The sequence below is a fragment of the Achromobacter sp. 1014246743 genome, assembly GCF_059760725.1.
This window is the reverse complement of sequence record NZ_JCBANA010000012.1, coordinates 64,254-85,898: the sequence shown is the minus strand read 5'-3', so window position 1 is coordinate 85,898 and position 21,645 is coordinate 64,254. Positions and strand designations below refer to the sequence as shown.

Genomic DNA, 21,645 nt, shown 5'->3' with positions numbered 1-21,645 from the left:
GCAGACCGCAATGACCGCATTCTTCGATCTTCCCGTGCAACGCCACGAGGTCAATGGCATCCACATCGCCGCCCGCGTGGACGGCGCGGGGCCGCCGCTGCTGCTGCTTCATGGCCATCCGCAGACCCACGCCATCTGGCACCGGGTCTGGCCTGAACTGACGCGCCACCACACCTGCGTGGCGGCCGATCTGCGCGGGTACGGAGACAGTGACAAGCCCGCGGCATCGCCGGATCACGCCGCGCATTCCAAGCGCGTGATGGCCGCCGACATGGTGGCGCTGATGCACGCCCTGGGCCACACGCATTTCGACGTGCTGGCGCACGACCGCGGCGCCCGCGTCGCCCACCGCCTGGCGCTGGACCACGCGGCGTCGGTGGGCCGCATGATGCTGCTCGATATCGCGCCCACGCTCGACATGTACGAGCACACCACCCGGGCGTTCGCCCAGGCCTACTACCACTGGTTCTGGCTGATCCAGCCCGCGCCCATGCCCGAGACCATGATCGAGCGGGATCCGGTTTTCTACCTGCGTTCGGTCATGGGCGGGCGACCCGGCGGCCTGGCGCATTTTTCGGCCGAAGCCATGGCCGAATACGAGCGCACGGCCCGGCTGCCGGGCTGGGCCACCGGCATCTGCGAAGACTACCGGGCGTCCGCCACGCTGGATCTCGACCATGACCGGCAGGGGCGTGCGGCCGGGGAACGCCTGCGCCTGCCGCTCAGGGTGCTATGGGGCGAGCGTGGCGCGGTAGGCCGCAATTTCGACGTGCTGGGCCTGTGGCGCGCGGTGGCCGACGTGGTCTCGGGCAGCGCCTTGCCTGGCGCCCACTATCTGGCCGAGGAAACGCCTGACGCCTTGCTGCGCGAAGTCGCGGATTTCTTCGGCTGGCGGCGAAGTCAACCAAGCCACGCCGGGCAATAGGGCTATCAAAAAAGGGACGTAACCCTGGTGTTAACCTTCGGCCCATGAATCGTTCCTTTGCCGATCTGACCCAATTGCCCGACCCCGAAGACGCCCAGCGTGTTTCCCGGGCCACCGATTCCCCCTGCGTCGCCGTATGTTCCACGCTGTTCGACGACATCTGCCGGGGCTGCGGGCGCACGGCCATGGAAGTGGCCAACTGGGTCTTCATGACGGACGAGGAAAAGCGCGAGGTCTGGATCCGCATCAAGGCCCAGGGCTACCCCCGCCGCAACAACTAGGGCCGGGACGGCCATTCCTCGGACGGATGGCTACGGCGCAGGCCCCCGCCAGCGGCCGTCTTGGGCGTGTCACATGCCGCGGGCTAAATCGCGGTATTGCCCACTTCCGGCCCCATCATGCGCATCGTCCTGGTCACGGATGCCTGGCATCCGCAAGTCAACGGCGTCGTCCGCACCTGGACGACCATGCAGCAGATCCTGAGTGAATGGGGCCACGAACTGATCGTGGTGAATCCCCAGGGCAGCCGGACCATTCCGGCCCCGTCCGAGCCCGACCTGCGGCTCTGCCTGCAGCCTGGCCGGCAACTGCGCCGCATCCTGGGCGACACCATCCCCGACGCCCTGCACATCGCTACCGAAGGCCCGCTGGGCCTTGCGGCGCGGCGCATGGCGCTGTCGCGCGGCTGGCGCTTCACCACCTCGTTCCACACCATGTTTCCGGACTACCTGCAAGCCCGCATGGGCATTCCCGCCGCGTTGCCATGGCGGTATCTGCGCTGGTTCCACCGGCCCTCGCAGTGCGTGCTGGTACCCACCCCCACGGTGCGCGACATCCTGGTGCGGCGCGGTCTGGCCAACCTGCGGGTCTGGTCGCGCGGCGTGGATCCGCGCAAGTTCCAGCCCACCGCCGGCCAGGCGTTCCAGGGCCTGCCCCGTCCCGTTTTTCTGTCCGTCGGCCGGGTGGCGCGAGAAAAGAACCTGGACGCCTTTCTGTCGCTGGACCTGCCGGGCAGCAAGGTCGTGGTGGGGGCCGGACCGGACGAGGCGCGCCTGAAAAAGCGCTTTCCCCAGGCCGTGTTCCTGGGCATGCAGAAAGACGATGCCCTGCCGGCGTTCTACGGCGCGGCCGACGTGTTCGTGTTTCCCAGCCTGACCGACACCTTCGGCCTGGTGATGCTGGAAGCCATGGCCTGCGGCACGCCGGTGGCGGCCTTTCGCAGCGAAGCGCCGCTGGCGGTCGTGGCCCAGGGCATCACCGGCATCCTGGACGATGACCTGGCCCATGCTTGCCGCGCCGCGCTGCCGCTGGACCGCCATGCGGTGCGCGAACATGCCCTGACGCGCAGCTGGGATTCGGTGGCCTCGGACCTTCTGGCCTCGCTGGTGCCGCTGACCCCCGGCGCCCAGGTGGACCGGCGCCTGGCCCGGGCGGGCTGAACGGCCCTGCTGCGGGATTTGCCGCGCCGGACGTTCCCCCCCGCAGGGCAAACCGGTACAATGCTCGCCAATCCTGAGGAGCGTTGCGACGACCGTCTGGTCGCCAGGCTCAGGAATCCCTGTTCAAGCGCTGCGCATCGCGCGGCGCTACAGCAACGGCGCTCACCTTTGTCGCGTATGGCGGAAAAGGCGAGCACTCGATTGTCGTGGTGGTTTCGCGTTGTCCGGCCGTATCGTGCGCCGTTCGTCTTTCACGTGGAGCCTACACACCATGAACGCTGTAACCGATAAATCCTTCTCCGACTACCTCGTCGCCGATATGTCGCTGGCAGGCTGGGGCCGCCGCGAGCTGGCCATCGCCGAAACCGAAATGCCCGGCCTGATGGCCATCCGCGAAGAGTTCGCCGCCAAGCAGCCGCTCAAGGGCGCCCGCATCGCCGGCAGCCTGCACATGACCATCCAGACCGGCGTGCTGATCGAAACGCTGGTGGCCCTGGGCGCCGAAGTGCGCTGGGCCTCGTGCAACATCTTCTCCACGCAAGACCACGCCGCCGCCGCCATCGCCGCGTCGGGCACGCCGGTCTTCGCCGTCAAGGGCGAAACGCTGGAAGAGTACTGGTAGTACACCCACAAGATCTTCGAATGGCCCAATGGCCAGAACGCCAACATGATCCTCGACGACGGCGGCGACGCTACGTTGATGCTGCACCTGGGCACCAAGGCCGAGAAAGACATCTCGGTGCTGGCCAACCCGGGCAGCGACGAAGAGCGCGTGCTGTTCGCCGCCATCAAGGCCACGCTCGAGCGTGACCCGAAGTGGTACTCGACCCGCCTGGCCCTCATCAAGGGCGTGACCGAAGAGACCACCACCGGCGTGCACCGCCTGTACCAGATGTCGCAGAAGGGCGAGCTGGCCTTCGCCGCCATCAACGTCAACGACTCGGTCACCAAGTCCAAGTTCGACAACCTGTACGGCTGCCGTGAATCGCTGGTCGACGGCATCAAGCGCGCCACCGACGTGATGGTCGCCGGCAAGATTGCCGTGGTCGCCGGCTACGGCGACGTGGGCAAGGGCTGCGCCCAGGCGCTGGTCGCCCTGCGCGCCCAGGTCTGGGTCACGGAAATCGATCCGATCTGCGCCCTGCAAGCCGCCATGGAAGGCTTCAAGGTCGTGACCATGGAAGAGGCCGCCGCCCACGGCGACATCTTCGTTACCGCCACCGGCAACTACCACGTCATCACCCGCGACCACATGAACGCCATGAAAGACCAGGCGATCGTGTGCAACATCGGCCACTTCGACAACGAAATCGACGTTGCCAGCCTGGCCGACTGCAAGTGGGAAGAGATCAAGCCGCAAGTCGACCACGTCATTTTCCCGGACGGCAAGCGCATCATCCTGCTGGCCCAGGGTCGCCTGGTGAACCTGGGTTGCGCCACCGGCCACCCGTCGTTCGTGATGTCGTCGTCGTTCGCCAACCAGACCATCGCCCAGATCGAGCTGTTCACGCGCAACGAAGCCTACAAGTCGGGCGAAGTCTACGTGCTGCCCAAGCACCTGGATGAAAAGGTCGCACGCCTGCACCTGGCCAAGCTGGGGGTGAAGCTGACCACGCTGCGCAAGGATCAGGCCGACTACATCAGCGTGCCGGTTGAAGGTCCTTACAAGCCGAATCACTACCGCTACTGATGCTTGTAGCAAAATAGGGAAGTATCCGCGCCATGTCGGCGCGGGCTTTCCGGTCCGCGGGGTTCCCCCGTGTCGCCTGGCGATGACGGGGCCGCGGAGCGTCAATACAGGAGTTCGAACATGGCATTGATACTCGTCTGGATCCTGAACGCGGTGGCCCTGCTGGCCGTTGCCTACCTGCTGCCCGGCATCACCGTGGCCAGCTTCGGATCGGCGCTCATCGCCGCCCTGGTGCTGGGCCTGGTCAACATGCTGGTCAAGCCGGTCCTGGTGCTGCTGACGTTGCCCATCACGATCGTCACGCTCGGTCTCTTCCTTATCGTCATCAACGCCTTGTTGTTCTGGTTCGTCGGCTCCGTGCTCAAGGGCTTCCAGGTCAACGGGTTCTGGTGGGCCGTGGGCGGTGCGATCCTGTACAGCCTCATTTCCGGCCTGCTCACCAAACTGATCCCCTAATGTCTGATTCGACTACCCCCGCTTTCAGTCTGGAATTCTTTCCCCCGCGCGACCTGGCCGGCCAGGAACGGCTGGTCCGCGCGGCCAAGCAGATGCTGGCGATCCAGCCCAAGTATGTCAGCGTGACTTTCGGCGCGGGCGGTTCCACCCGCGCCGGCACGGCGGATGCCGTGCGCACGCTGCGCAACCTGGGCTGCGATGCGGCGCCGCACTTGTCGTGCGTCGGCGCAACCCGCCAGGACCTGCGGGACATCCTCCAGGCATACAAGAATGAAGGCGTGCGGCGCGTGGTCGCCTTGCGCGGCGACCTGCCTTCGGGCATGGGCGGCGATGCGGGCGAACTGCGCTATGCCAACGAACTGGTGTCGTTCATCCGCGAAGAAACGGGCGACTGGTTCCACATCGAAGTCGCGGCCTACCCCGAAATGCATCCTCAGGCGGCCAATCCGTCGGCCGACCTGGATCATTTCGTGGCCAAGGTGAACGCCGGCGCCGATGCGGCCATCACCCAGTACTTCTTCAATGCCGACGCCTACTTCGACTTCGTCGACCGGGCCCAGGCCAAGGGCGTGCGGGTGCCGATCGTGCCGGGCATCATGCCCATCACGAACCACACCCAGCTCTTGCGCTTCTCGGAAATGTGCGGCGCGGAAGTGCCGCGCTGGATTCGTCTGCGCCTGGCCGAATTGGGCGACGACAAGGCGTCCATCCGCGCCTTTGGCGTGGACGTCGTGACCGAGCTGTGCCAGAACCTGCTGGACAATGGCGCACCGGGCTTGCACTTCTACACGCTCAACCACGCCGATGCGCCGTTGGCGGTGTGGAAGGAATTGGCGGTGTAAGCCAGGTCATCGGGGCGTCATGCCCAGGCAACGCAAGGCCGGCATTCGCCGGCCTTTTTTCTTGCGTGCACTTCAGGGCGCCGGGTCACATACCCGCACGCCGGCCATCAATCCGCGTACACGCCCGCCTTGCGGATGATGGGCCCCCACTTGTCCACCTCGGACTGCAGCCAGCTTTGCAGGCCTGCCGGCGTCTGCTTGGCTTCGGGCACGATCTCGGCGCCCAGCTCGGCCATCTTCTGCGTGAAGGCTGGATCCTTCAGCGCGGCGCGCAGGGCTTCATTGAACTTGGCAATGACCTCGGGCGGCGTGCCCTTGGGCGCGTACACGCCGTGCCACACCTTGACCTCGAAGCCCTTCACGCCGCCTTCCTGCAAAGTGGGCGCATCGGGCAGCGCCTTGATGCGGTCCAGCGTGGTGACGCCATACAGCTTCACGCGCTGGCTCTTGATATGCGGGATGGTCTGCGTGGTCTGGTCGCACAGCACGTCCACCTGTCCACCCAGCAGTGCCGTCAGCGCCGGCGCCGTGCCGGCATAGGGCACGGTCGTGAACTGCACGCCCAGTGATTCCTGCAGCAGCATGCCGCACAGCTGCGACACCGCGCCCAGGCCCGCGTTGGCCAGGTTGATCTTGTTGCCGTTGGCGCGGGCGTACTGGATGAATTCAGCCATGTTGCCGGGCGGCAGGTCCTTGCGGCCCAGCAGCGTCATCGGCACGTCGGCCACCTGGCCGACATAGGAAAAGTCGGTCAGCGGATTGAACGGTGGCTTGCGGTACAGCGCCGGCGCGGTCGCCATGCCGTTGTGGTGGATCAGGAACGTGTAGCCGTCGGGCGCGGCGCGCGCCACGTGCGTGGCCGCCAGCGTGCCGCCGGCACCGGTGCGGTTTTCAATGATGATGCTCTGGCCCAGCGTCTTGGACATCGCCGCGCCGAGGCTGCGCGCCACCACATCGGTGGGGCCGCCGGCCGAAAAGGGCACGACCAGCGAAATGGCATGGTTGGGATAGTTGCTTTGGGCGGCGGCCGGGCCACCGGCCAGGCAGGCCAGGGCCACCACCGGCCCGGCCAGGCGCAACAACGTGCGCGAGGAAATAGGGGTCATGTCTCGTTCCTTGTGGTTTTATCGTGGCCCGCAAGGCGAAGCATGGCGGGCTGGCACCAGTGTGGCGCGCCAGCCGGAAGATGAGAATTTGCGGTTTTACAAGCCGGGCTTAGGGAAGCGGAAAGGAGGGTTTATACGGTCAGACAATTTTGCTGGTCGCGAGCAGAAAACACGAAAGCCCGCAGCAATCGCTTGCATGCGGGCTTCGGAAAAGCCGTCCCTAATTAGCCTGATCCTTCCCAGGATCTTCCGCCAGCACTTGCGGGGCGGCGTAGACGGCCAGGGGCACGTCCACCGGTTCGGCGCGCAGCGGCTGGTGGATGCGGCTGGCGGGCACCAGCGAGGCGGGGTCTTCGGGGTTGGCCCAGAGCGGGTCGGGGATTTCGGCGAAGACCTGGCGCAGGCGTTCGCCCCAGGTGCCGCGGATCATGCGGAAATATTCGTTGTGCTCGTCGATGCTGGCGAAATGGGTGACGCGCAGCGCGTGGGCGTCGTACACCAGCAGGTCCAGCGGCAGGCCCACCGAGATGTTCGAGCGCAGCGTCGAATCCATCGAGATCAAGGCGCACTTGGCGGCCTCGTCGAGCGTGGTCTCGGGGCGCAGCACGCGGTCCAGGATGGGCTTGCCGTACTTGGCCTCGCCGATCTGGAAATACGGGCATTCCGAGCCGGCCTCGATGAAATTGCCAGCCGAGTACACCTGGAACAGCCGGCAGTTTTCGGCGCCGATCTGCCCGCCGAAGATCAGGCTGACGTTGAATTCCACGCCTTGTTCGTGCAGGGCTTCGGCCTCGCGGCGGTAAACCTCGCGCACCGCGGCGCCGACGCGGCGGGTCGCCTCGAACATGTCGGGTGCGTTCCAGACCGTTTCGCCGCCTTCGTCGTGCTGGCGCGCCAGCGCGTTCAGCACGGCCTGGCTGACCGCGAGGTTGCCGGACGTCATCAGGACCATCACGCGGTCGCCCGGCCGCTCGAAGACGGTCATCTTGCGGAATACGCTGATCTGGTCGACGCCGGCATTGGTGCGGGAGTCGGACAGGAAGACCAGGCCGGAATCGAGGCGGGCTGCGACGCAGTAAGTCATGATCGGGAAAAAGGAAAAGCCACGCCGCATTGTATTGCGGCGCGGCCGGCACGGGTTATTGCTGCACAGTCGTCTGCACTTCCACGTGGACCTCCATGGATTCCTCGCCGCCGCCGCTGCGCACGCCGCGCACCGGCGAGGCCGAATCGTAGTCGCGCCCCACCGCCAGGCGGCAGTGGCAATCGGACGCAAACTGGCGGTTGGTGATGTCCACGCTGGTCCAGCCGGTATCGGGCAGCCAGACGTCTGCCCAGGCGTGGCTGGCGGCGTGCTGGGCGGGGGTATACAGGTAGCCGCTGACATAGCGGGCCGGCACGCCCAGGCCGCGCACGCAGGCCAGGAACAGGTGGGCGTGGTCCTGGCACACGCCATGTCCCATGGCCAGCACCTGGCTGGCCGCCGTGGTGACGTCGGTGGTGCCCGGTTCGTAGGCCACCCGGTCGCAGATGGCGCTGGCCAGCGCCAGCACGTCGGCCGGCGCGTTCAGGCCGCCGGGCAGCACGTCGCGGGTGAAGGCGAGGATGGTGTCGTCGGCCTGCGTCAGCGGCGTCTGCACGCAATAGGCGTGCACCGGCAGGCGGCTGTCTTCGCCGCCCAGCGCACCCAGCGTCAACGCGCCCACCTGCACCTGACCCACGACGCGCAGTTCGATTTCGTTGTGCGGGCGGGTCAGCGTCAGCGTGTGGGTGATATTGCCGTAGGCGTCCACCTGTTGTTCCAGCGCACCCGGCGCTTCGATGTGCCAGCGCAGCACGCGCTGGTGCTCGTCGTCGCGCGGCGTCAGCCGCAAGGTCTGGATGCTGTAGGTGACGGGCGCGGTGTAGCGGTAATGCGTGACGTGCGTGATGATCTGTTTCATGCCTGTCTCCTTGTCATGCCGACAGCGGCACCAGGAAGTCCTGGCTGATGCGGTTGCCCAGATCGTTGATACGGTCCAGGAAGTGCTCCAGGTACTGGTGCAGGCCGCTCTGCAGAATGTCCTCGACGCGGCCGAATTGCAGTTCGGCGCACAGCATCCCGGCACGGCGCTGCGTCTCGGTCGAACGTTGGTTCGACACGCGCGCCAGGTCTTCGGACACCGCCCGCATCGACGCCAGCAGCGAACGCGGCATGTCGGGATGCAGGATCAGCAGTTCGGCCACGCGGTCCGGCGTGATGACGTCGCGGTACACCTTGCGATAGATTTCCAGCCCGGACACCGAACTGAGCAGCGCCGACCAGCGGTAGAACTCGCTTTGCAGGCCGGACGTGCCGTTGGGGTCGACGCGGCCATCCTGCTGTTGCTGCTGTTGTTGCGAGCTGCCCGATGGCGAGCCGCCGTTGCCGTCACGCTCGTGGAACTTCACGTCCAGCATGCGTGCGGTATTGTCGGCGCGTTCCAGGTGCATGCCGATGCGCAGGAAGTACAGCGCCTCGTCTTCGAGCATCGTGCCGATGGTGACGCCGCGGGCCAGGTGCGAACGGAACTTCACCCATTCGAAGAACTCGCCCGGATTGCGTTCCAGCAGGCCGGTGTGCAGGTGCTTGAGCAATTCCAGCCAGGTGGTGTTGTAGGTCTCCCAGACTTCTGTGGTCAGGCTGCCGCGCACGGCGCGCGCGTTCTCGCGGGCGGCGCGCATGCAGGTGTAGATGGATGACGGGTTCTCGGGGTCGCGCACCATGTACTGCAGCACGTCCTGGGGCGAAATGACGGCATGCTTGGCGCGGTACAGGCCTTGCAGTTCCGAGATGCGCAGCACGGCGTTCCACGAGCCCTCGCGGGTCTGCGCGTCTTGCGGCAGCAGCGACATCTGCAGGTTCACGTCCAGCATGCGGGCGGTGTTCTCGGCGCGCTCGATGTAGCGGCACATCCAGAACAGGTTGTCGGCGGTTCGGCTCAGCATCGTTATTCCTCCAGAACCCAGGTGTCCTTGGTGCCTCCACCCTGGCTGCTGTTGACCACCAGCGAGCCTTCGGTCAGCGCCACGCGGCACAGGCCGCCGGGCACGGTGCGGATGTCCTTGCCGCACAGCACGTAGGGACGCAGGTCGACGTGGCGCGGCGCCACGCCCGACTCGACGTAGGTCGGCACGGTGGACAGCGCCAGCGTGGGCTGCGCGATGTAGTTGGCCGGGTTGGCGCGCACGCGGTCCTTGAACGCCTCGACCTCGGCGCGCGAGGCCGACGGCCCCACCAGCATGCCGTAGCCGCCGGCGCCGTGCACTTCCTTGACCACCAGCTCGTGCATGTTGGCCATCACGTGGGACAGTTCCTCGGGGCGGCCGCAGCGCCAGGTCGGCACGTTCGACAGGATCGGCTCTTCGCTCAGGTAGAAGCGGATCATGTCCGGCACATACAGATAGGTGGATTTGTCGTCGGCAATGCCGGTGCCGATGGCGTTGGCCAGCGTCACGCGGCCGGCGCGGTACACCGACAGCAGGCCGGGTACGCCCAGGGCCGAATCCGCCCGGAACGACAGCGGATCCAGGAAGTCGTCATCCAGCCGGCGGTAGATCACGTCGACCTTGCGCGGCCCTTGCGTGGTGCGCATGTACACCGTGTTCTGTTCCACGAACAGGTCCTGGCCTTCGACCAATTCCACGCCCATCTGCTGCGCCAGGAAGGCGTGCTCGAAGTAGGCCGAGTTGTACATGCCCGGCGTCAGCACCACCACGGTCGGGTCGTCGCCGCCGTGCGGCGCCACTTCGCGCAGGTTGTCCAGCAGCAGGTCGGGGTAGTGCGCCACCGGCTCGACCTTGATGCGGCTGAACGCGTCGGGCATCAGCCGCATCGACATCTTGCGGTTTTCCAGCATGTACGACACGCCGGACGGCACCCGCAGGTTGTCTTCCAGTACGTAGAATTCGCCGGCGCCGGCGCGCACGATGTCCACGCCCGCGATATGGCAGTAGATGTCCTCGGCCACGTCCACGTCCTGCATTTCGGGGCGGTACTGGGCGTTCAGGAACACCTGCTCGGCCGGCACGATGCCGGCGCGCACGATGTCGTGGCCATGGTAGATGTCATGGATGAACATGTTCAGCGCCCGCACGCGCTGCTTCAGGCCCGCTTCCAGGCGGCGCCATTCGTCGGCGGGAATGATCCGCGGGATCATGTCGAACGGAATCAGGCGCTCGGTGCCGGCCGCGTCGCCCGCGACCGAAAAGGTGATGCCTACCCGGCGAAAGCTCAGGTCGGCTTCCAGGCGGCGCGCCGCCATGGCTTCCGCGGATTGCTCGTCGTGCCAGCGCTCGAAGGCCTGGTAATGGGAGCGTATGCCGCCTGCGCTGTCGCGCATCTCGTCATAGGCGGCTGGACGGGATGATCTGTCCTTCATGGCTCCTCCGTTGCAGATGCTGACGGCCGGCTTGAGCGCGGCCGTTATCCGGTCGGTGCAGACCGGTCTGAATGAATAAGCAACCCGCATGCCAGCTTTGCGCAGACAAACGGGGCCGCCCTTGGGCAAGCATATCCTTCCCTGGGTCTTGTGTGGCCAGCCCCCGGGGAAACGACAGGCACCCGGGGCATGGCGAGTGGTGTTCGAGGCGGCCGGGCAAGGTCCCGGCGCGGAGGGCGTGGTGGGTTCGTGACACCGCCGTGGGGGAAAACCGCGGGCGGGGGATGAGCGACGGGCGTGCCGTGCTGTGGGGGTGGGGGCCAAGCCTGGGTGAGACTCTGGCCGGGAATATCAGGGTCAGATGATAGGGCTTGCACCAGATTGGTGCAAGCCCCGGGGCAACTCTGGTGCGTCAGCGCAGCGTGTAGGTGTGCAGGAGGGTGCCGCCCTGGCCGGGCTCTTGCTGCGGCGCATGCGGTACCCAGCCGTCCGGCGTGATCACCGCGTCCAGGCGAAAATCGTGGGCGGCGGGCAGGTAGCCGGGGTCCAGTTCGCCACAGCTCCAGGCCACCCCGATGGTGGTGAAGGCGTGGCCGCGGTCGCGCAACGCGGCCAGGGTGCGGTCGTAATAGCCGCCGCCATAGCCCAGGCGGTCGCCGGATTCGGTGTAGCCCAGGGTGGGCACCAGCAGCACGTCGGGCAGCACCTCGGCGCCGTGCACGGGTTCCTGGATGCCGTACGGGCCGGCGCGCAGCTCGGCATCCGGCGTCCAGGGCAGAAACACCAGCGGGGCGTTGCGCTCGCGCACCACGGGCAGCGCCACCTTCACGCCGTTGTCGGTCCATTGTTCCAGCAAGGGGCGCAGATCGGGTTCGTCGTCCATGGGCCAGAAGGCGGCCACGGTGGCCGGCGCCGGGCGGCCCGCGCGCACGGCTTCATCGCGCGCCACGTTGAGCCAGGTGAACAGGCGCGCACGCATCAGCAGACCGCCGCGGCTGCGTTGATCTTCGGGCAATTCGGCACGCAATTTCCGCAATCGCGTGCGTAGCTGGACTGCGGTATCCTCTGGAGTATTTTGCGTAGTCATGCGGTAGCTGTAACAGGGGTGAAAAATGAAGGCGACAATGCGGATCAGCGATAACACCAACAACCGCGCGCACCATTGCGCGGACCCGCAAGCCTCTGGCAAGGCCGGCGCATGAAGCACACGCCCAACGACCTGATCATGGCCCCGGCCCCGCAATTCGGACGGTATCAGAAAACCGCCGGGAAATCCCCGCAGCCCGCCGACGTGCGCAGCGGCTTGCGCCGCTGGCTGCCGCTGCTGGCCCTGTTCACCGCGGCCTGTGCGCCGGTGGATGCTCAACAGCGCACCGCCGCGGTCAACCCGCAGCCCCAGCCCGCCGTGCAGACCCCGCAGCCGGCCATCGCCGTGCCGCCGGCCGTGCTGGCTGGGCTGCCGCCCACCAGTGACACGCCCGCGCTGGCCGCCGTGGTGGCCGCGCGCGAAGCCATGAACCGCAAGCAGTGGTCGGTGCTGGGCGCGCTGGTGCCGCAAGCCAAGTCCGATCCCCTGGGCATGTACCCCGAATACTGGCTGCTGCGCTACCAGCTCTGGAGCCCGCCGGCGGGTGGCCGGCCCACCGCCGACCTGCAGAAATTCATCAGCGGCAATCCCGACGCCTACCTGGCCGACCGCCTGCGCGCCGATTGGCTGCTGGCCGCCGCGCGTAGCGGCGACTTCGAAACCGTGCGCAAGCTCGCGCCGGTCAAGAACACCAACGCCCAGGTCGAATGCGCCATCCTGGACGCCAAGCACATGACCGGCCAGCGCGTCACGGCGGCACAGGCCATCGCCGTGTTCGCGCCGGGCGGCGCCTGCTGGGCGCTGTACGACCAACTGGTCGCCGACCGCATCCTGGGCTGGGACGAGCTTGAACCCCAGCTGCGCGATGCCATCGAGGCCAACAAGACCACCGACGCCCGCAAGTTCGTGCAGTACATGTTCGAGCCGCGCGACCAGAAAACCTACGACGTCCTCATCAAGGACCCGATGCGCTGGCTGACGCGGCAAGATCGCCTGCCCGTGGGTCGCAACGAAAAAGAACTGGTCACCATCGCGCTGGCGCGCCTGGCGCGTTCGGACATCAACGTGGCCGACTCGTATCTGCGGCGCGAATGGGCCAAGTCCATGGCCAAGTCGAACCTGGCCTGGATCCGCGGCCAGTATGCGCTGGTGGCCGCGCTCAACCTGGATAGCCGCGCCGACGACTGGTACCACGAAGCCGGCCATATCCGCATGACCGACTACAACGCCGGCTGGAAGGTGCGCGCCGCGCTGCGTCAACCCAAGATCGACTGGAAGTGGGTCATCGAGTCCATCGACCAGATGCCGGCCGCGCAGCAGGCGGACCCGTCGTGGGTCTACTGGAAGGCGCGCGGCCTGGCCGCCACCGGCCGTCGCGACCAGGCCAACGCTGCCTACGCCAGTATCGCCGACCGTTTCGACTTCTACGGCCAGCTGTCGGCCGAAGAGCTGGGCCGGCGCATCACCGTGCCGCCGCGCCCCGCACCCATCAGCGACCGCGAAATCGCCGAAGCCCGCGCCAACCCGGGCCTGCGCCGCGCGGTTCAGCTGTTCAGGCTGGGCTGGCGCCAGGAAGCCGTGCCCGAATGGAACTTCGCGCTGCGCGGCATGACCGACCGTCAACTGATTGCCGCAGCCGAACTGGCCCGCGCCGAAAACATCTACGACCGCGTCGTCAACACGTCCGACCGTACCGAAAAGGAATTCGATTTCAGCCAGCGCTTCATCGCGCCGTTCGAAGGCCGCGTCACCGCCAAGGCCAATGCCATCGCACTGGACCCGGCGTGGGTCTATGGCCTGATCCGCCAGGAATCGCGCTTCATCATGGACGCACGTTCGCACGTGGGCGCTTCCGGCCTGATGCAGCTGATGCCCGCCACGGCCAAGTGGGTGGCCGGCAAGATCGGCATGAGCAACTTCACGCCCGACAGCGTCAACGACTTCGACACCAACACCGAACTGGGCACCAACTACCTGAACATGGTGCTGCGCGACCTGAACGGCTCGCAGATGCTGGCCAGCGCCGGCTACAACGCCGGGCCGCGCCGGCCGCACAATTGGCGGTCCACCTTTACGCATCCCGTCGAAGGCGCGATCTTTGCCGAGACCATCCCGTTCAACGAAACGCGTACCTACGTCAAGAACGTGATGTCCAACGCGGTCTACTACGCCGCCATGTTCAGCGGCCAGCCGCAGTCCCTGAAAGAACGCCTGGGCAACATCGTGCCGCTGGGCGCTGAAACCACCAACCTGCCATGACGCAAGACGTGGCAACGCAGGGTTTGCAGGTGTTTATCGTAGGCGGCGCGGTACGTGATGCGCTGCTCGGCCTGACGCCTGGCGATCACGACTGGGTGGTCGTTGGCGCCACGCCCGAAGACATGGCGCGGCGCGGCTTCATTCCGGTGGGCGGCGACTTTCCCGTGTTCCTGCACCCGGTCACCAAAGAGGAATACGCCCTGGCGCGCACCGAACGCAAATCGGGGCGCGGCTACAAGGGCTTTACCTTCTACACCGGCGCCGACGTCACGCTCGAAGAAGACCTGCGCCGCCGCGACCTGACCGTCAATGCCATCGCACAGCGTCCGGATGGCACGCTGGTCGACCCCCTGGGCGGCGCGGCCGACGTGCAGGCGCGCGTGTTTCGCCACGTGGGCGAGGCGTTCGAGGAAGACCCGGTCCGTATTCTGCGCCTGGCCCGCTTCACCGCGCGCTTTGCCGATTTTCACGTGGCGCCCGAAACCCTGGATCTGTGCCGCCGCATGGTCGAAGCCGGCGAGGCCGATGCCCTGGTGGCCGAGCGCGTCTGGAAAGAACTGTCGCGCGGCCTCATGGCGGACGCGCCGTCGCGCATGCTCGACATCCTGCGCCAGTCCGGCGCGCTGGCGCGCGTCATGCCCGAATTGCAGGGGTCGGAAATCACGGGTGGCGATGTCGACCGCGCTGCGGCACAAGGCCTGGCGTTGCCCGGTCGCTATGCGTTGCTGTGCCGGCTGTCACCCGAGCGCGAAGCCCTGGGCAGGCGCCTGCGCGTGCCGGCCGAGTGCAACGACTACGCGCGTCTGCTGCCCGAGATGCTGGCGGGGCTGGATGCCGCCCAGGCGGCCGGCGCGGACGCCGCCGATGCACAACTGGCGCTGATGGAACGTGCCGACGCACTGCGCAAGCCTGAACGCTTTTTCGATCTGCTGGATACCGTGGCGGTGTTGCAGCCGGTGGACCGTGATGCCTGGCGTGCCCGCGTGGATGCCGTGCGCGGGGTGGATGCGGGCGCTATCGCCCGGGGCTGCGCGGGCGACCCGGCGCGCATCAAACAAAGCGTGCGCGATGCACGCTTGCAGCGGTTACGCGCGGGTTGATGGCGGGGGCGTGACGCCGGCCGGCGCGCAATGCGGGCTTGGCGGCGCTTGCTCTGCAAGCGCCTGGTCGCCGGCCCGGCGCCCTACAGCTTGCCCAGGCGGTCGCCGCGGGCAAAGCCGATCAAGGGTTCCGTCATGCCTCGCCCCACCGCCAGCACCTTGAACAGCTCGCCCATCTCGGCTTCCGACAGCAGCTTCTGCACCGGCGCCACCGCCTGCGCATAGGCTTGCGCGTCCGACGGATCCAGCTGCGCCAGCAGTTCCATCAGGCCCGCGTTCATCAGGAAGCGCGCCTGCGAGGTATAGCCCAACACTTGCAGCCCGGCCGCCAACGCGGCGTCCGCCATGGCGGTGAAATCCACGTGGGCCGTGATGTCCTGCAAGCCGGGGGCGGTGAATGGGTCGCCATGCGCATGGTGGCGCAGGTGGCACATCAGCGTGCCGCCCGCGCGTTGCGGATGGTAGTACTCGCTGCGCGGAAACCCATAGTCCACCAGCAGCGCGGCGCCGAGTTCCAGCCAGCCGCCCAGCGCGTCGATCCAGGCTTCGCCCTGCAGATTGATTTCGGACACATAGCCCGGCAGCGCCGGCATGCGCGCGGCCACCGCGGCCGCCAGCCGCGGCGAGGCCGGGCGGTCTTCCCACACAAAGCCCTGTGCTGCGTCCACCGCCACGCCGCGTTCCAGCACCGCGCCATCGGCGCCCCAGGTAAAGAGCGACACCGGCATCGCGTCCAGCACTTCGTTGGCCAGCACGCAGCCGCGGAAACGCTGGGGCAGCGCGTCCAGCCATTGCACCCGCGTGCCGAACGGCGCCAGCCGTTCGGCCTGGCGTGCGCGCAGGTCGGCCGACACCTCCAGGATCTGGTATTGCGTGTCCGTCAGCCCCAGCGCATCCAGCTCGCGCAGCACGCCTTCGGCCAGCGCGCCGGTGCCGGCGCCGAATTCCAGCACGCTGTGCGTATCGGTCTGGCGCAGCACCTGCGCCACCTGGCGCGCCAAGGTGCGGGCGAACAACGGTGTCAGCTGCGGCGCGGTGACGAAGTCGCCCGCGGGCGTGCGGCCATCGGTGTCGGGTTCGGCCAGCTTGACGTTGCCCGCCGCATAATAGCCCAGCCCGGGGGCGTACAGCGCCTCGGCCATCCAGTGGTCGAACGGCAGCCAGCCCGAAGCGGCGGCGATCGCGGCGCGCAGGTGCGCGCGGGCGGCATCGCTGTGTGCCTGGGCAGCAGAAGAGAGCGGGGGCAGATTGGCGGGGGCGGGGCGTTGCATGGCAGGAATCAGGACGTCGGGGCAATCACGCATTTTCCCAAAAAACAAACCCCGCGACAGGCGCGGGGTTTGCTGGGGAAGATCGACGGGCCGCCAGGCGGCCGGTCGATGTGCCGATCAGGGCTTAGCCGCGGCGGGCGCCGGCAGGCTTGGCGAAGCGCTTGGCGGGGCCGCCGGGGCGCTTGTCGAACGTAGGCTTGCCACGGAAACCGCCTTCCGGACGATCGCCGCCACGGAAGCCGCCTTCGCGCTGCGGACGGTCGCCAAAGCTGGGGCGGTCGCTGAAGCTGGGACGGGCGTCACGGTCGGCGCCGCGGAAACCGCCTTCACGGGGCGCGCGCTCGTTGAACGGACGCGGATCACGCTGGGGGCGGTCGCCAAAGCTGGGACGGTCGCTGAAGCTGGGGCGTGCGTCGCGGTCGGCGCCACGGAAGCCGCCTTCACGCGGGGGGCGATCGCCGAAGGGACGATTGCCCTGGTAGCCGCCTTCGCGTTGGGGACGGTCGCCGAAGCTGGGGCGATCGCTGAACGAGCGGGCCGGGCGGTCGCCGAACGGGCGGTTGCCTTGGTAGCCGCCTTCGCGCGGGGCGCCGTCGCGGGCGCCTTGGTAACCGCCTTCACGCGGCTTGAACTCGCCACGCGGGCCGCCAAACGAACGGCCTTCACGCGGGGCGCCATCGCGGTTGCCCTGGTAGCCACCGCCGAAGCCGCCGGGGCGCTTGCCAAACGGCTTGCCGCCACGCGGGGCGCCGCCGACCGACGGACGCGGGGTGCGCTTGGGTTCCAGGCCGGCGATCACTTCAGGGGTGATCGATTGACCGATGTAGTGCTCGATGCGGCGAACCTTGTGGCGCTCGGAGTGCGTGGCCAGCGTGAACGCCAGGCCGTTGCGGCCGGCGCGGCCGGTACGGCCGATACGGTGCACGTAGTCTTCGGCTTGCATCGGCAGGTCGAAGTTGACGGCGTGGCTGATGCCTTGCACGTCGATGCCGCGGGCGGCCACGTCGGTGGCAACCAGAATACGCAGCTGGCCGCGTTGCAGTTGCGACAGCGTACGGGTGCGTTGGCGCTGGTTCATGTCGCCGTGCAGGGCAGCGGCGGCAAAGCCTTGGTCGGCCAGGCGGTCGGCCAGGTCGTCAGCGCCGCGCTTGGTCGACGTGAAGACGATGGCCTGGTCCAGCGAGGCGTCGCGCAGCACGTGGTCGAGCAGCTGCATCTTGTGGCTGGCGTCGTCCGCGTACAGCAGGCTTTGCGTGATGTTGGTGTGCTTTTCCTTGGAGCCGGCCATCTCGATGCGTTGCGGGTCGCGCATCATGCGCGCCGCCAGCTTGGCGATGGTGCCGTCCAGGGTGGCCGAGAACAGCAGCGTCTGGCGTTCCGCGGGCAGGCGGCTGACGATGGTCTCGATATCTTCGATGAAGCCCATGTCCAGCATGCGGTCGGCTTCGTCCAGCACCAGCGTGTGCACGGTGTTGAGCTTGACGCGGCCCGACTGCAGGTGGTCGATCAGGCGGCCGGGGGTGGCGACCAGCACGTCAACGCGGCGCGACAGCGCCTTCAGTTGGGCGCCGTAGGGCATGCCGCCCACGACGGTGGCGGTGCGCAGGTCGGCCAGCTTGCGGCCGTAGGTGGCGGTGGCTTCGGTAACTTGCAGAGCCAGTTCGCGGGTCGGGGTCAGCACCAGCACTTGCACGCCGACGCCCTTGTTGGCGGGCATCTGGGCAATGCGGTGCAGGGCCGGCAGCATGAAGGCGGCGGTCTTGCCGCTGCCCGTCTGCGAGGACACCATCAGGTCGTGGCCGGCCAGCGCTTGCGGAATGGCCGACGCTTGAACGGGGGTGGGGGTGCTGAAGCCAGCTTCTTGAACGGCCGACAACAGGGCGGGTGCGAGACCCAGGGTTTCGAAAGACATTACTTTCCCTTGCCGCGAAAAATGCGACGCAGTGCTTGGTCGGGCCAGGGGATTAGGCGGCCGGATCCAGGCGACGGTTGATGGAGCATCGTGCCGACCGAATCAACCGTGCGCGTGGCGCGTTCTCTTGATACTGCTTGGAACGCAGGGCGAAAGGAAAGGAGGTCAGGAATCGATGATGTTCGGCATGGGGCTCGGGCTTGGTTGCCCGGCAGACTGCTAAAACTTCCGCTAAATCAAGGCGGTAAATGCCGAACTCGTTTTGTGCAGTGCGGCGATCATAACCCGAATTCGCCCTGCATGGGAATTATTTTTTTGTCCAGCGCCCAATCAATAGGGTTTTTCCCTTGGTCGGCCAGCCAGCGATTGGTCGCCAGAAAGTGACCGCAGCCCAGGAAAGGCACCGGGGGACGCCGGGCGGACAGCGGCGAAGGATGGTTGGACATCAGCACCAGGTGGCCGCTGTTGCTGGGGAGCAACGCCTGCTTGGCTTGAGCATGGGCCCCCCACAGCAAAAATGCCTTGGGCGAGGGGTCTTGGGCCACCAACGCAATCAGCGCGTCGGTCACCGTTTCCCAGCCGCGTTTGGCGTGCGAGGCAGGCTGGCCATCTTCCACCGTCAGGGCGGTATTCAGAAGCAGCACGCCCTGGTCGGCCCAGGGGCTCAGGTCGTTGCCGGCGGGCAGCGCCGTGCCGGGGTATTCCTGGGCGATCTCATTGAAGATGTTGCGCAGGCTGGGCGGGCGCTTGCAGTCGTCCGGCACCGAAAACGCCAAGCCCTGGGCCTGGCCCGGGCCGTGATAGGGGTCCTGCCCCAGGATCACCACCCGCACGTCCGATGGCGCCAGGCCTTGCAGCGCCCGAAAAGGCGTGGCCGGGTAGACCACGGCGCCTTCGGCCAGCCGTTTTTCCACATGGGCGGTCACGGCTTGCAGGGCGTCGGCCACGCGCGGGGCGTGCAGCGCGGCCTGCCAGGCGGCGGGTAATTGGGCCGCCTGGGCGGCGAGGGCGGCGGGGACGAGGCGGTTGTCGATCGGCATGGGCGCGATTTTGGCATAGCCGGCCGGGGCGACTGGCGTTCGCGGCGCCCCGCGGAATTTTCCTCATCAAATTTCGGATTTTTCCTATAGCAATGCGTCCACTCACCGAGATAAGTTAGCGGGGCAGTCAGCTGTTACGAAACATGTACCTCCATACGCGCGTCCCGTCGCTATGTATGCCGGATTATTCGTCAACAAACGGCATAAATTGAGATGTGCGCTTAATTAGTCCGAGTTTCTACCGTTATCGGTAGAAACCAGTCATTTCAATAAGAAACAAGTGCATAAGTTCTTACTGCGAAGCCGCCTCCGGCAGAGGCGCCTTCCCGGGTTGCTGTTGCCTGTTGCCATGGCGGCCCATTTCATCGTTTTTTCCCCGGTTGCGGCGCAGACCCTGCCCGCCGACGCCGCTTCGCGCGCCAGCGAGATCCAGCGACGCCAGGAACAGGAACTGGACGCCCAGCGCGCCCGCGCCGCCGAGCGGCCGGACGTGCTGTCCGCGCCGGCCGCGCCTGTCCCTGGCGAAGGGCCCCTGGCCTTTCCGGCCGAATCGCCCTGCTTCACGCTGGGTCAGGTCATCTGGGACGGCCCCGAGCCCCCCGGCTGGCTGCGCCGCGAAAGCGAAGCTGCCCTGGGGCCCTGCGTGGGCGGCCAGGGCCTGCGCCTGCTGCAGGAACACCTGATGGCGGGTCTGATCGATCGCGGATGGATCACCGCGCGCGTGCTGGTGCCCGAGCAATCGCTGGCCAGCGGCACGCTGACCCTGCGCTACGTGCCCGGCCGCATTTCCGGCGTCAAAAGCGACGGCGCACCCGGCTGGTGGCGCACCGCCTTGCCGACCTGGCCAGGCGGCGACGTCAACCAGCGCGACCTGGACCAGGCGCTGGAAAACATCCGCCGCCTGGCCGGCCAGGCCGACGCCACCATCGACGTGGCCCCTGGCCCCGAGCTGGGCGAATCCGACATCATCATCAAGCCCGGCACCGGCAAGCGTTGGCATGCCTACCTGGGCGGTGACAACGCCGGCCTGGAATCCACCGGCAAGAATCAGGTCAACGCCGGCCTTACGCTGGATTCGCCGTTGTTCCTGTACGACCAGCTGTCCGTGTCCTGGAACAGCAACGCCGACCTGCGCAACAGCGACGCCGGTTCGCGCGCCGCGTCCATCAACTACAGCATCCCGTTCGGCTACTGGACCCTGTTCGCCGGCGCCAGCAAATCGCGTTACCGGCAGACGGTGGCCGGCTTCGAAGAACCCATCGTCTACGGCGGCACCAGCAAGCAGATCGAAGCCGGCGTGTCCGTCGTGCCTTACCGCGGCGCCAGCTACAAGGGCACCGCCGTGCTGAAGTTCTTGCGCAAGCGCGCCAACAGCACGCTCAACGACGTCGACATCGAAGTGCAGCGGCGCGACGTGGTGGGCTATGAATTCAGCTACGGCCATCGCCATTACGTTGACCAACTGGTGCTGGATATCGGCGGTGGCGTGCGCGGCACGTTGCCGCAGTTCTCCAACCAGCCTGGCTACGTGTACGGCGACCCCGACTGGAACGGCCGCAGCACGCTTCTGTCGGCCAATGCCGGCCTGTTCCTGCCGTTCAAGGTGGCCGGCCAGCAGATGGCCTACCAGGCCAACTGGCAGATCCAGCACGCCAAGACCCCCGTCGTGCCCGCCGACTACTTCACCATTGGCAATCGCTACGCGGTGCGCGGTTTCGACGGCCAGATGACCCTGGCGGCCGAAGATGGCTGGACCCTGCGCAACGACCTGTCGTTGAACCTCGGCAACCTGGGCCAGCAGCTCTACACCGGCCTGGACGCCGGTCGCGTCGGCGGCCCGTCTGCCCAGTACCTGACGGGCCGCACCCTGGTCGGCGCCGTTGCCGGCCTGCGCGGGCGCATCGCCATGCCCTATGTCAATGCCAGCTACGACCTGTCGGCAGGGTGGCCCCTGAAAAAGCCCGACAACCTGAAGACGCAAAGCACGGTCTTCGCCGCCACGCTGATGTTCGAGTTCTAAGCCCGGGCGGCGCCTGGCGCGCCGCCTGCCGCATGACGTGCCGCGACCCGAGTCGCGCCACAAGTCGCTTCACACATTGCTTTGCGGGTTGCCTCTCC

General features: G+C 67.1%; 17 protein-coding genes, 1 pseudogene and 1 riboswitch. Of the genes and pseudogenes, 9 read left to right on the top strand and 9 right to left on the bottom strand.

The annotated features are described in order from the left end of the window. Window positions 1–10 precede the first annotated feature (10 nt). The 6 genes and pseudogenes from AC6LJ2_RS07615 (at window position 11) to metF (ending at window position 5,352) form a co-directional block, all read left to right on the top strand. On the top strand, window positions 11–925 hold the full coding sequence (locus tag AC6LJ2_RS07615) for an alpha/beta fold hydrolase (RefSeq protein ID WP_445657807.1): 915 nt from the start codon (window positions 11–13) through the stop codon (window positions 923–925). A gap of 44 nt (window positions 926–969) precedes the next feature. After that, the gene (locus tag AC6LJ2_RS07610) at window positions 970–1,206 is read left to right on the top strand and encodes a DUF1289 domain-containing protein (protein ID WP_175192441.1); all 237 of its coding nucleotides are present in this window, start codon (window positions 970–972) and stop codon (window positions 1,204–1,206) included. A gap of 117 nt (window positions 1,207–1,323) precedes the next feature. Further along, a complete protein-coding gene (locus AC6LJ2_RS07605; protein ID WP_263912954.1) occupies window positions 1,324–2,364 on the top strand; it encodes a glycosyltransferase in 1,041 nt (346 codons plus the stop codon). A gap of 69 nt (window positions 2,365–2,433) precedes the next feature. Continuing rightward, window positions 2,434–2,535, top strand: a riboswitch (S-adenosyl-L-homocysteine riboswitch). Window positions 2,536–2,635: 100 nt separating this feature from the next. After that, a pseudogene (gene ahcY / locus AC6LJ2_RS07600) lies at window positions 2,636–4,054 on the top strand (adenosylhomocysteinase). Between the two features lie 120 nt (window positions 4,055–4,174). Then, window positions 4,175–4,510: a phage holin family protein gene (locus tag AC6LJ2_RS07595; protein ID WP_025136213.1), complete on the top strand. Its 336-nt coding sequence runs from the start codon at window positions 4,175–4,177 to the stop codon at window positions 4,508–4,510. After that, on the top strand, window positions 4,510–5,352 hold the full coding sequence (gene metF / locus AC6LJ2_RS07590; RefSeq protein ID WP_263912952.1) for a methylenetetrahydrofolate reductase [NAD(P)H]: 843 nt from the start codon (window positions 4,510–4,512) through the stop codon (window positions 5,350–5,352). Before AC6LJ2_RS07595 ends, metF begins: the two co-directional genes overlap by 1 nt. A gap of 107 nt (window positions 5,353–5,459) precedes the next feature. Here the strand turns inward: metF and AC6LJ2_RS07585 are convergent, their stop codons facing one another. The 6 genes from AC6LJ2_RS07585 to AC6LJ2_RS07560 form a co-directional block, all read right to left on the bottom strand. Then, window positions 5,460–6,458 (bottom strand): Bug family tripartite tricarboxylate transporter substrate binding protein, encoded by a 999-nt coding sequence (locus AC6LJ2_RS07585; RefSeq protein WP_498151113.1) that lies wholly within the window; start codon window positions 6,456–6,458, stop codon window positions 5,460–5,462. Between the two features lie 220 nt (window positions 6,459–6,678). Continuing rightward, window positions 6,679–7,542: a proteasome-type protease gene (locus AC6LJ2_RS07580; RefSeq protein WP_445657804.1), complete on the bottom strand. Its 864-nt coding sequence runs from the start codon at window positions 7,540–7,542 to the stop codon at window positions 6,679–6,681. A gap of 55 nt (window positions 7,543–7,597) precedes the next feature. Next, a complete protein-coding gene (locus AC6LJ2_RS07575) occupies window positions 7,598–8,401 on the bottom strand; it encodes a transglutaminase family protein (RefSeq protein WP_263912949.1) in 804 nt (267 codons plus the stop codon). A gap of 13 nt (window positions 8,402–8,414) precedes the next feature. Next, window positions 8,415–9,425 carry an alpha-E domain-containing protein gene (locus tag AC6LJ2_RS07570; protein WP_263912948.1) on the bottom strand — a complete coding sequence of 337 codons (1,011 nt, stop codon included), beginning with the start codon at window positions 9,423–9,425 and terminating at the stop codon, window positions 8,415–8,417. A 2-nt stretch (window positions 9,426–9,427) separates the two neighbouring features. After that, window positions 9,428–10,858, bottom strand: a complete 1,431-nt coding sequence (locus tag AC6LJ2_RS07565) for a circularly permuted type 2 ATP-grasp protein (protein WP_498151112.1) — start codon at window positions 10,856–10,858, stop codon at window positions 9,428–9,430. A 412-nt stretch (window positions 10,859–11,270) separates the two neighbouring features. Continuing rightward, a complete protein-coding gene (locus tag AC6LJ2_RS07560) occupies window positions 11,271–11,945 on the bottom strand; it encodes a 5-formyltetrahydrofolate cyclo-ligase (protein ID WP_263912947.1) in 675 nt (224 codons plus the stop codon). Window positions 11,946–12,056: 111 nt separating this feature from the next. Here AC6LJ2_RS07560 and AC6LJ2_RS07555 point away from each other — a divergent pair, with 111 nt between their 5' ends. After that, entirely contained in the window at window positions 12,057–14,204 is a 2,148-nt protein-coding gene (locus AC6LJ2_RS07555; RefSeq protein WP_445657803.1) for a lytic transglycosylase domain-containing protein, read from the top strand. Next, window positions 14,201–15,304, top strand: coding sequence for a tRNA nucleotidyltransferase/poly(A) polymerase-related protein (locus AC6LJ2_RS07550; protein WP_498151111.1), 1,104 nt, complete (start codon window positions 14,201–14,203; stop codon window positions 15,302–15,304). The genes AC6LJ2_RS07555 and AC6LJ2_RS07550 overlap by 4 nt, the downstream gene beginning before the upstream one ends. Before the next feature lie 83 nt (window positions 15,305–15,387). Here the strand turns inward: AC6LJ2_RS07550 and AC6LJ2_RS07545 are convergent, their stop codons facing one another. The 3 genes from AC6LJ2_RS07545 to AC6LJ2_RS07535 form a co-directional block, all read right to left on the bottom strand. Then, complete coding sequence (locus AC6LJ2_RS07545) at window positions 15,388–16,575, bottom strand: SAM-dependent methyltransferase (protein ID WP_263912945.1); 1,188 nt, start codon at window positions 16,573–16,575, stop codon at window positions 15,388–15,390. A 124-nt stretch (window positions 16,576–16,699) separates the two neighbouring features. Beyond that, complete coding sequence (locus tag AC6LJ2_RS07540) at window positions 16,700–18,487, bottom strand: DEAD/DEAH box helicase (protein WP_263912944.1); 1,788 nt, start codon at window positions 18,485–18,487, stop codon at window positions 16,700–16,702. 278 nt (window positions 18,488–18,765) lie between these two features. Beyond that, complete coding sequence (locus AC6LJ2_RS07535) at window positions 18,766–19,527, bottom strand: uracil-DNA glycosylase (protein WP_263912943.1); 762 nt, start codon at window positions 19,525–19,527, stop codon at window positions 18,766–18,768. Window positions 19,528–19,876: 349 nt separating this feature from the next. Here AC6LJ2_RS07535 and AC6LJ2_RS07530 point away from each other — a divergent pair, with 349 nt between their 5' ends. Beyond that, entirely contained in the window at window positions 19,877–21,547 is a 1,671-nt protein-coding gene (locus tag AC6LJ2_RS07530; RefSeq protein ID WP_263912942.1) for a ShlB/FhaC/HecB family hemolysin secretion/activation protein, read from the top strand. The last annotated feature ends 98 nt before the right edge of the window (window positions 21,548–21,645 follow it).

What these genes read in the sequence shown, in the direction of transcription:
- AC6LJ2_RS07615 (WP_445657807.1), top strand. Translation starts at nt 11, where the DNA reads ATGACCGCATTCTTCGATCTTCCCGTGCAACGCCACGAGGTCAATGGC.
- AC6LJ2_RS07610 (WP_175192441.1), top strand. Translation starts at nt 970, where the DNA reads ATGAATCGTTCCTTTGCCGATCTGACCCAATTGCCCGACCCCGAAGAC.
- AC6LJ2_RS07605 (WP_263912954.1), top strand. Translation starts at nt 1,324, where the DNA reads ATGCGCATCGTCCTGGTCACGGATGCCTGGCATCCGCAAGTCAACGGC.
- AC6LJ2_RS07595 (WP_025136213.1), top strand. Translation starts at nt 4,175, where the DNA reads ATGGCATTGATACTCGTCTGGATCCTGAACGCGGTGGCCCTGCTGGCC.
- metF (WP_263912952.1), top strand. Translation starts at nt 4,510, where the DNA reads ATGTCTGATTCGACTACCCCCGCTTTCAGTCTGGAATTCTTTCCCCCG.
- AC6LJ2_RS07585 (WP_498151113.1), bottom strand. Translation starts at nt 6,458, where the DNA reads ATGACCCCTATTTCCTCGCGCACGTTGTTGCGCCTGGCCGGGCCGGTG.
- AC6LJ2_RS07580 (WP_445657804.1), bottom strand. Translation starts at nt 7,542, where the DNA reads ATGACTTACTGCGTCGCAGCCCGCCTCGATTCCGGCCTGGTCTTCCTG.
- AC6LJ2_RS07575 (WP_263912949.1), bottom strand. Translation starts at nt 8,401, where the DNA reads ATGAAACAGATCATCACGCACGTCACGCATTACCGCTACACCGCGCCC.
- AC6LJ2_RS07570 (WP_263912948.1), bottom strand. Translation starts at nt 9,425, where the DNA reads ATGCTGAGCCGAACCGCCGACAACCTGTTCTGGATGTGCCGCTACATC.
- AC6LJ2_RS07565 (WP_498151112.1), bottom strand. Translation starts at nt 10,858, where the DNA reads ATGAAGGACAGATCATCCCGTCCAGCCGCCTATGACGAGATGCGCGAC.
- AC6LJ2_RS07560 (WP_263912947.1), bottom strand. Translation starts at nt 11,945, where the DNA reads ATGACTACGCAAAATACTCCAGAGGATACCGCAGTCCAGCTACGCACG.
- AC6LJ2_RS07555 (WP_445657803.1), top strand. Translation starts at nt 12,057, where the DNA reads ATGAAGCACACGCCCAACGACCTGATCATGGCCCCGGCCCCGCAATTC.
- AC6LJ2_RS07550 (WP_498151111.1), top strand. Translation starts at nt 14,201, where the DNA reads ATGACGCAAGACGTGGCAACGCAGGGTTTGCAGGTGTTTATCGTAGGC.
- AC6LJ2_RS07545 (WP_263912945.1), bottom strand. Translation starts at nt 16,575, where the DNA reads ATGCAACGCCCCGCCCCCGCCAATCTGCCCCCGCTCTCTTCTGCTGCC.
- AC6LJ2_RS07540 (WP_263912944.1), bottom strand. Translation starts at nt 18,487, where the DNA reads ATGTCTTTCGAAACCCTGGGTCTCGCACCCGCCCTGTTGTCGGCCGTT.
- AC6LJ2_RS07535 (WP_263912943.1), bottom strand. Translation starts at nt 19,527, where the DNA reads ATGCCGATCGACAACCGCCTCGTCCCCGCCGCCCTCGCCGCCCAGGCG.
- AC6LJ2_RS07530 (WP_263912942.1), top strand. Translation starts at nt 19,877, where the DNA reads ATGGCGGCCCATTTCATCGTTTTTTCCCCGGTTGCGGCGCAGACCCTG.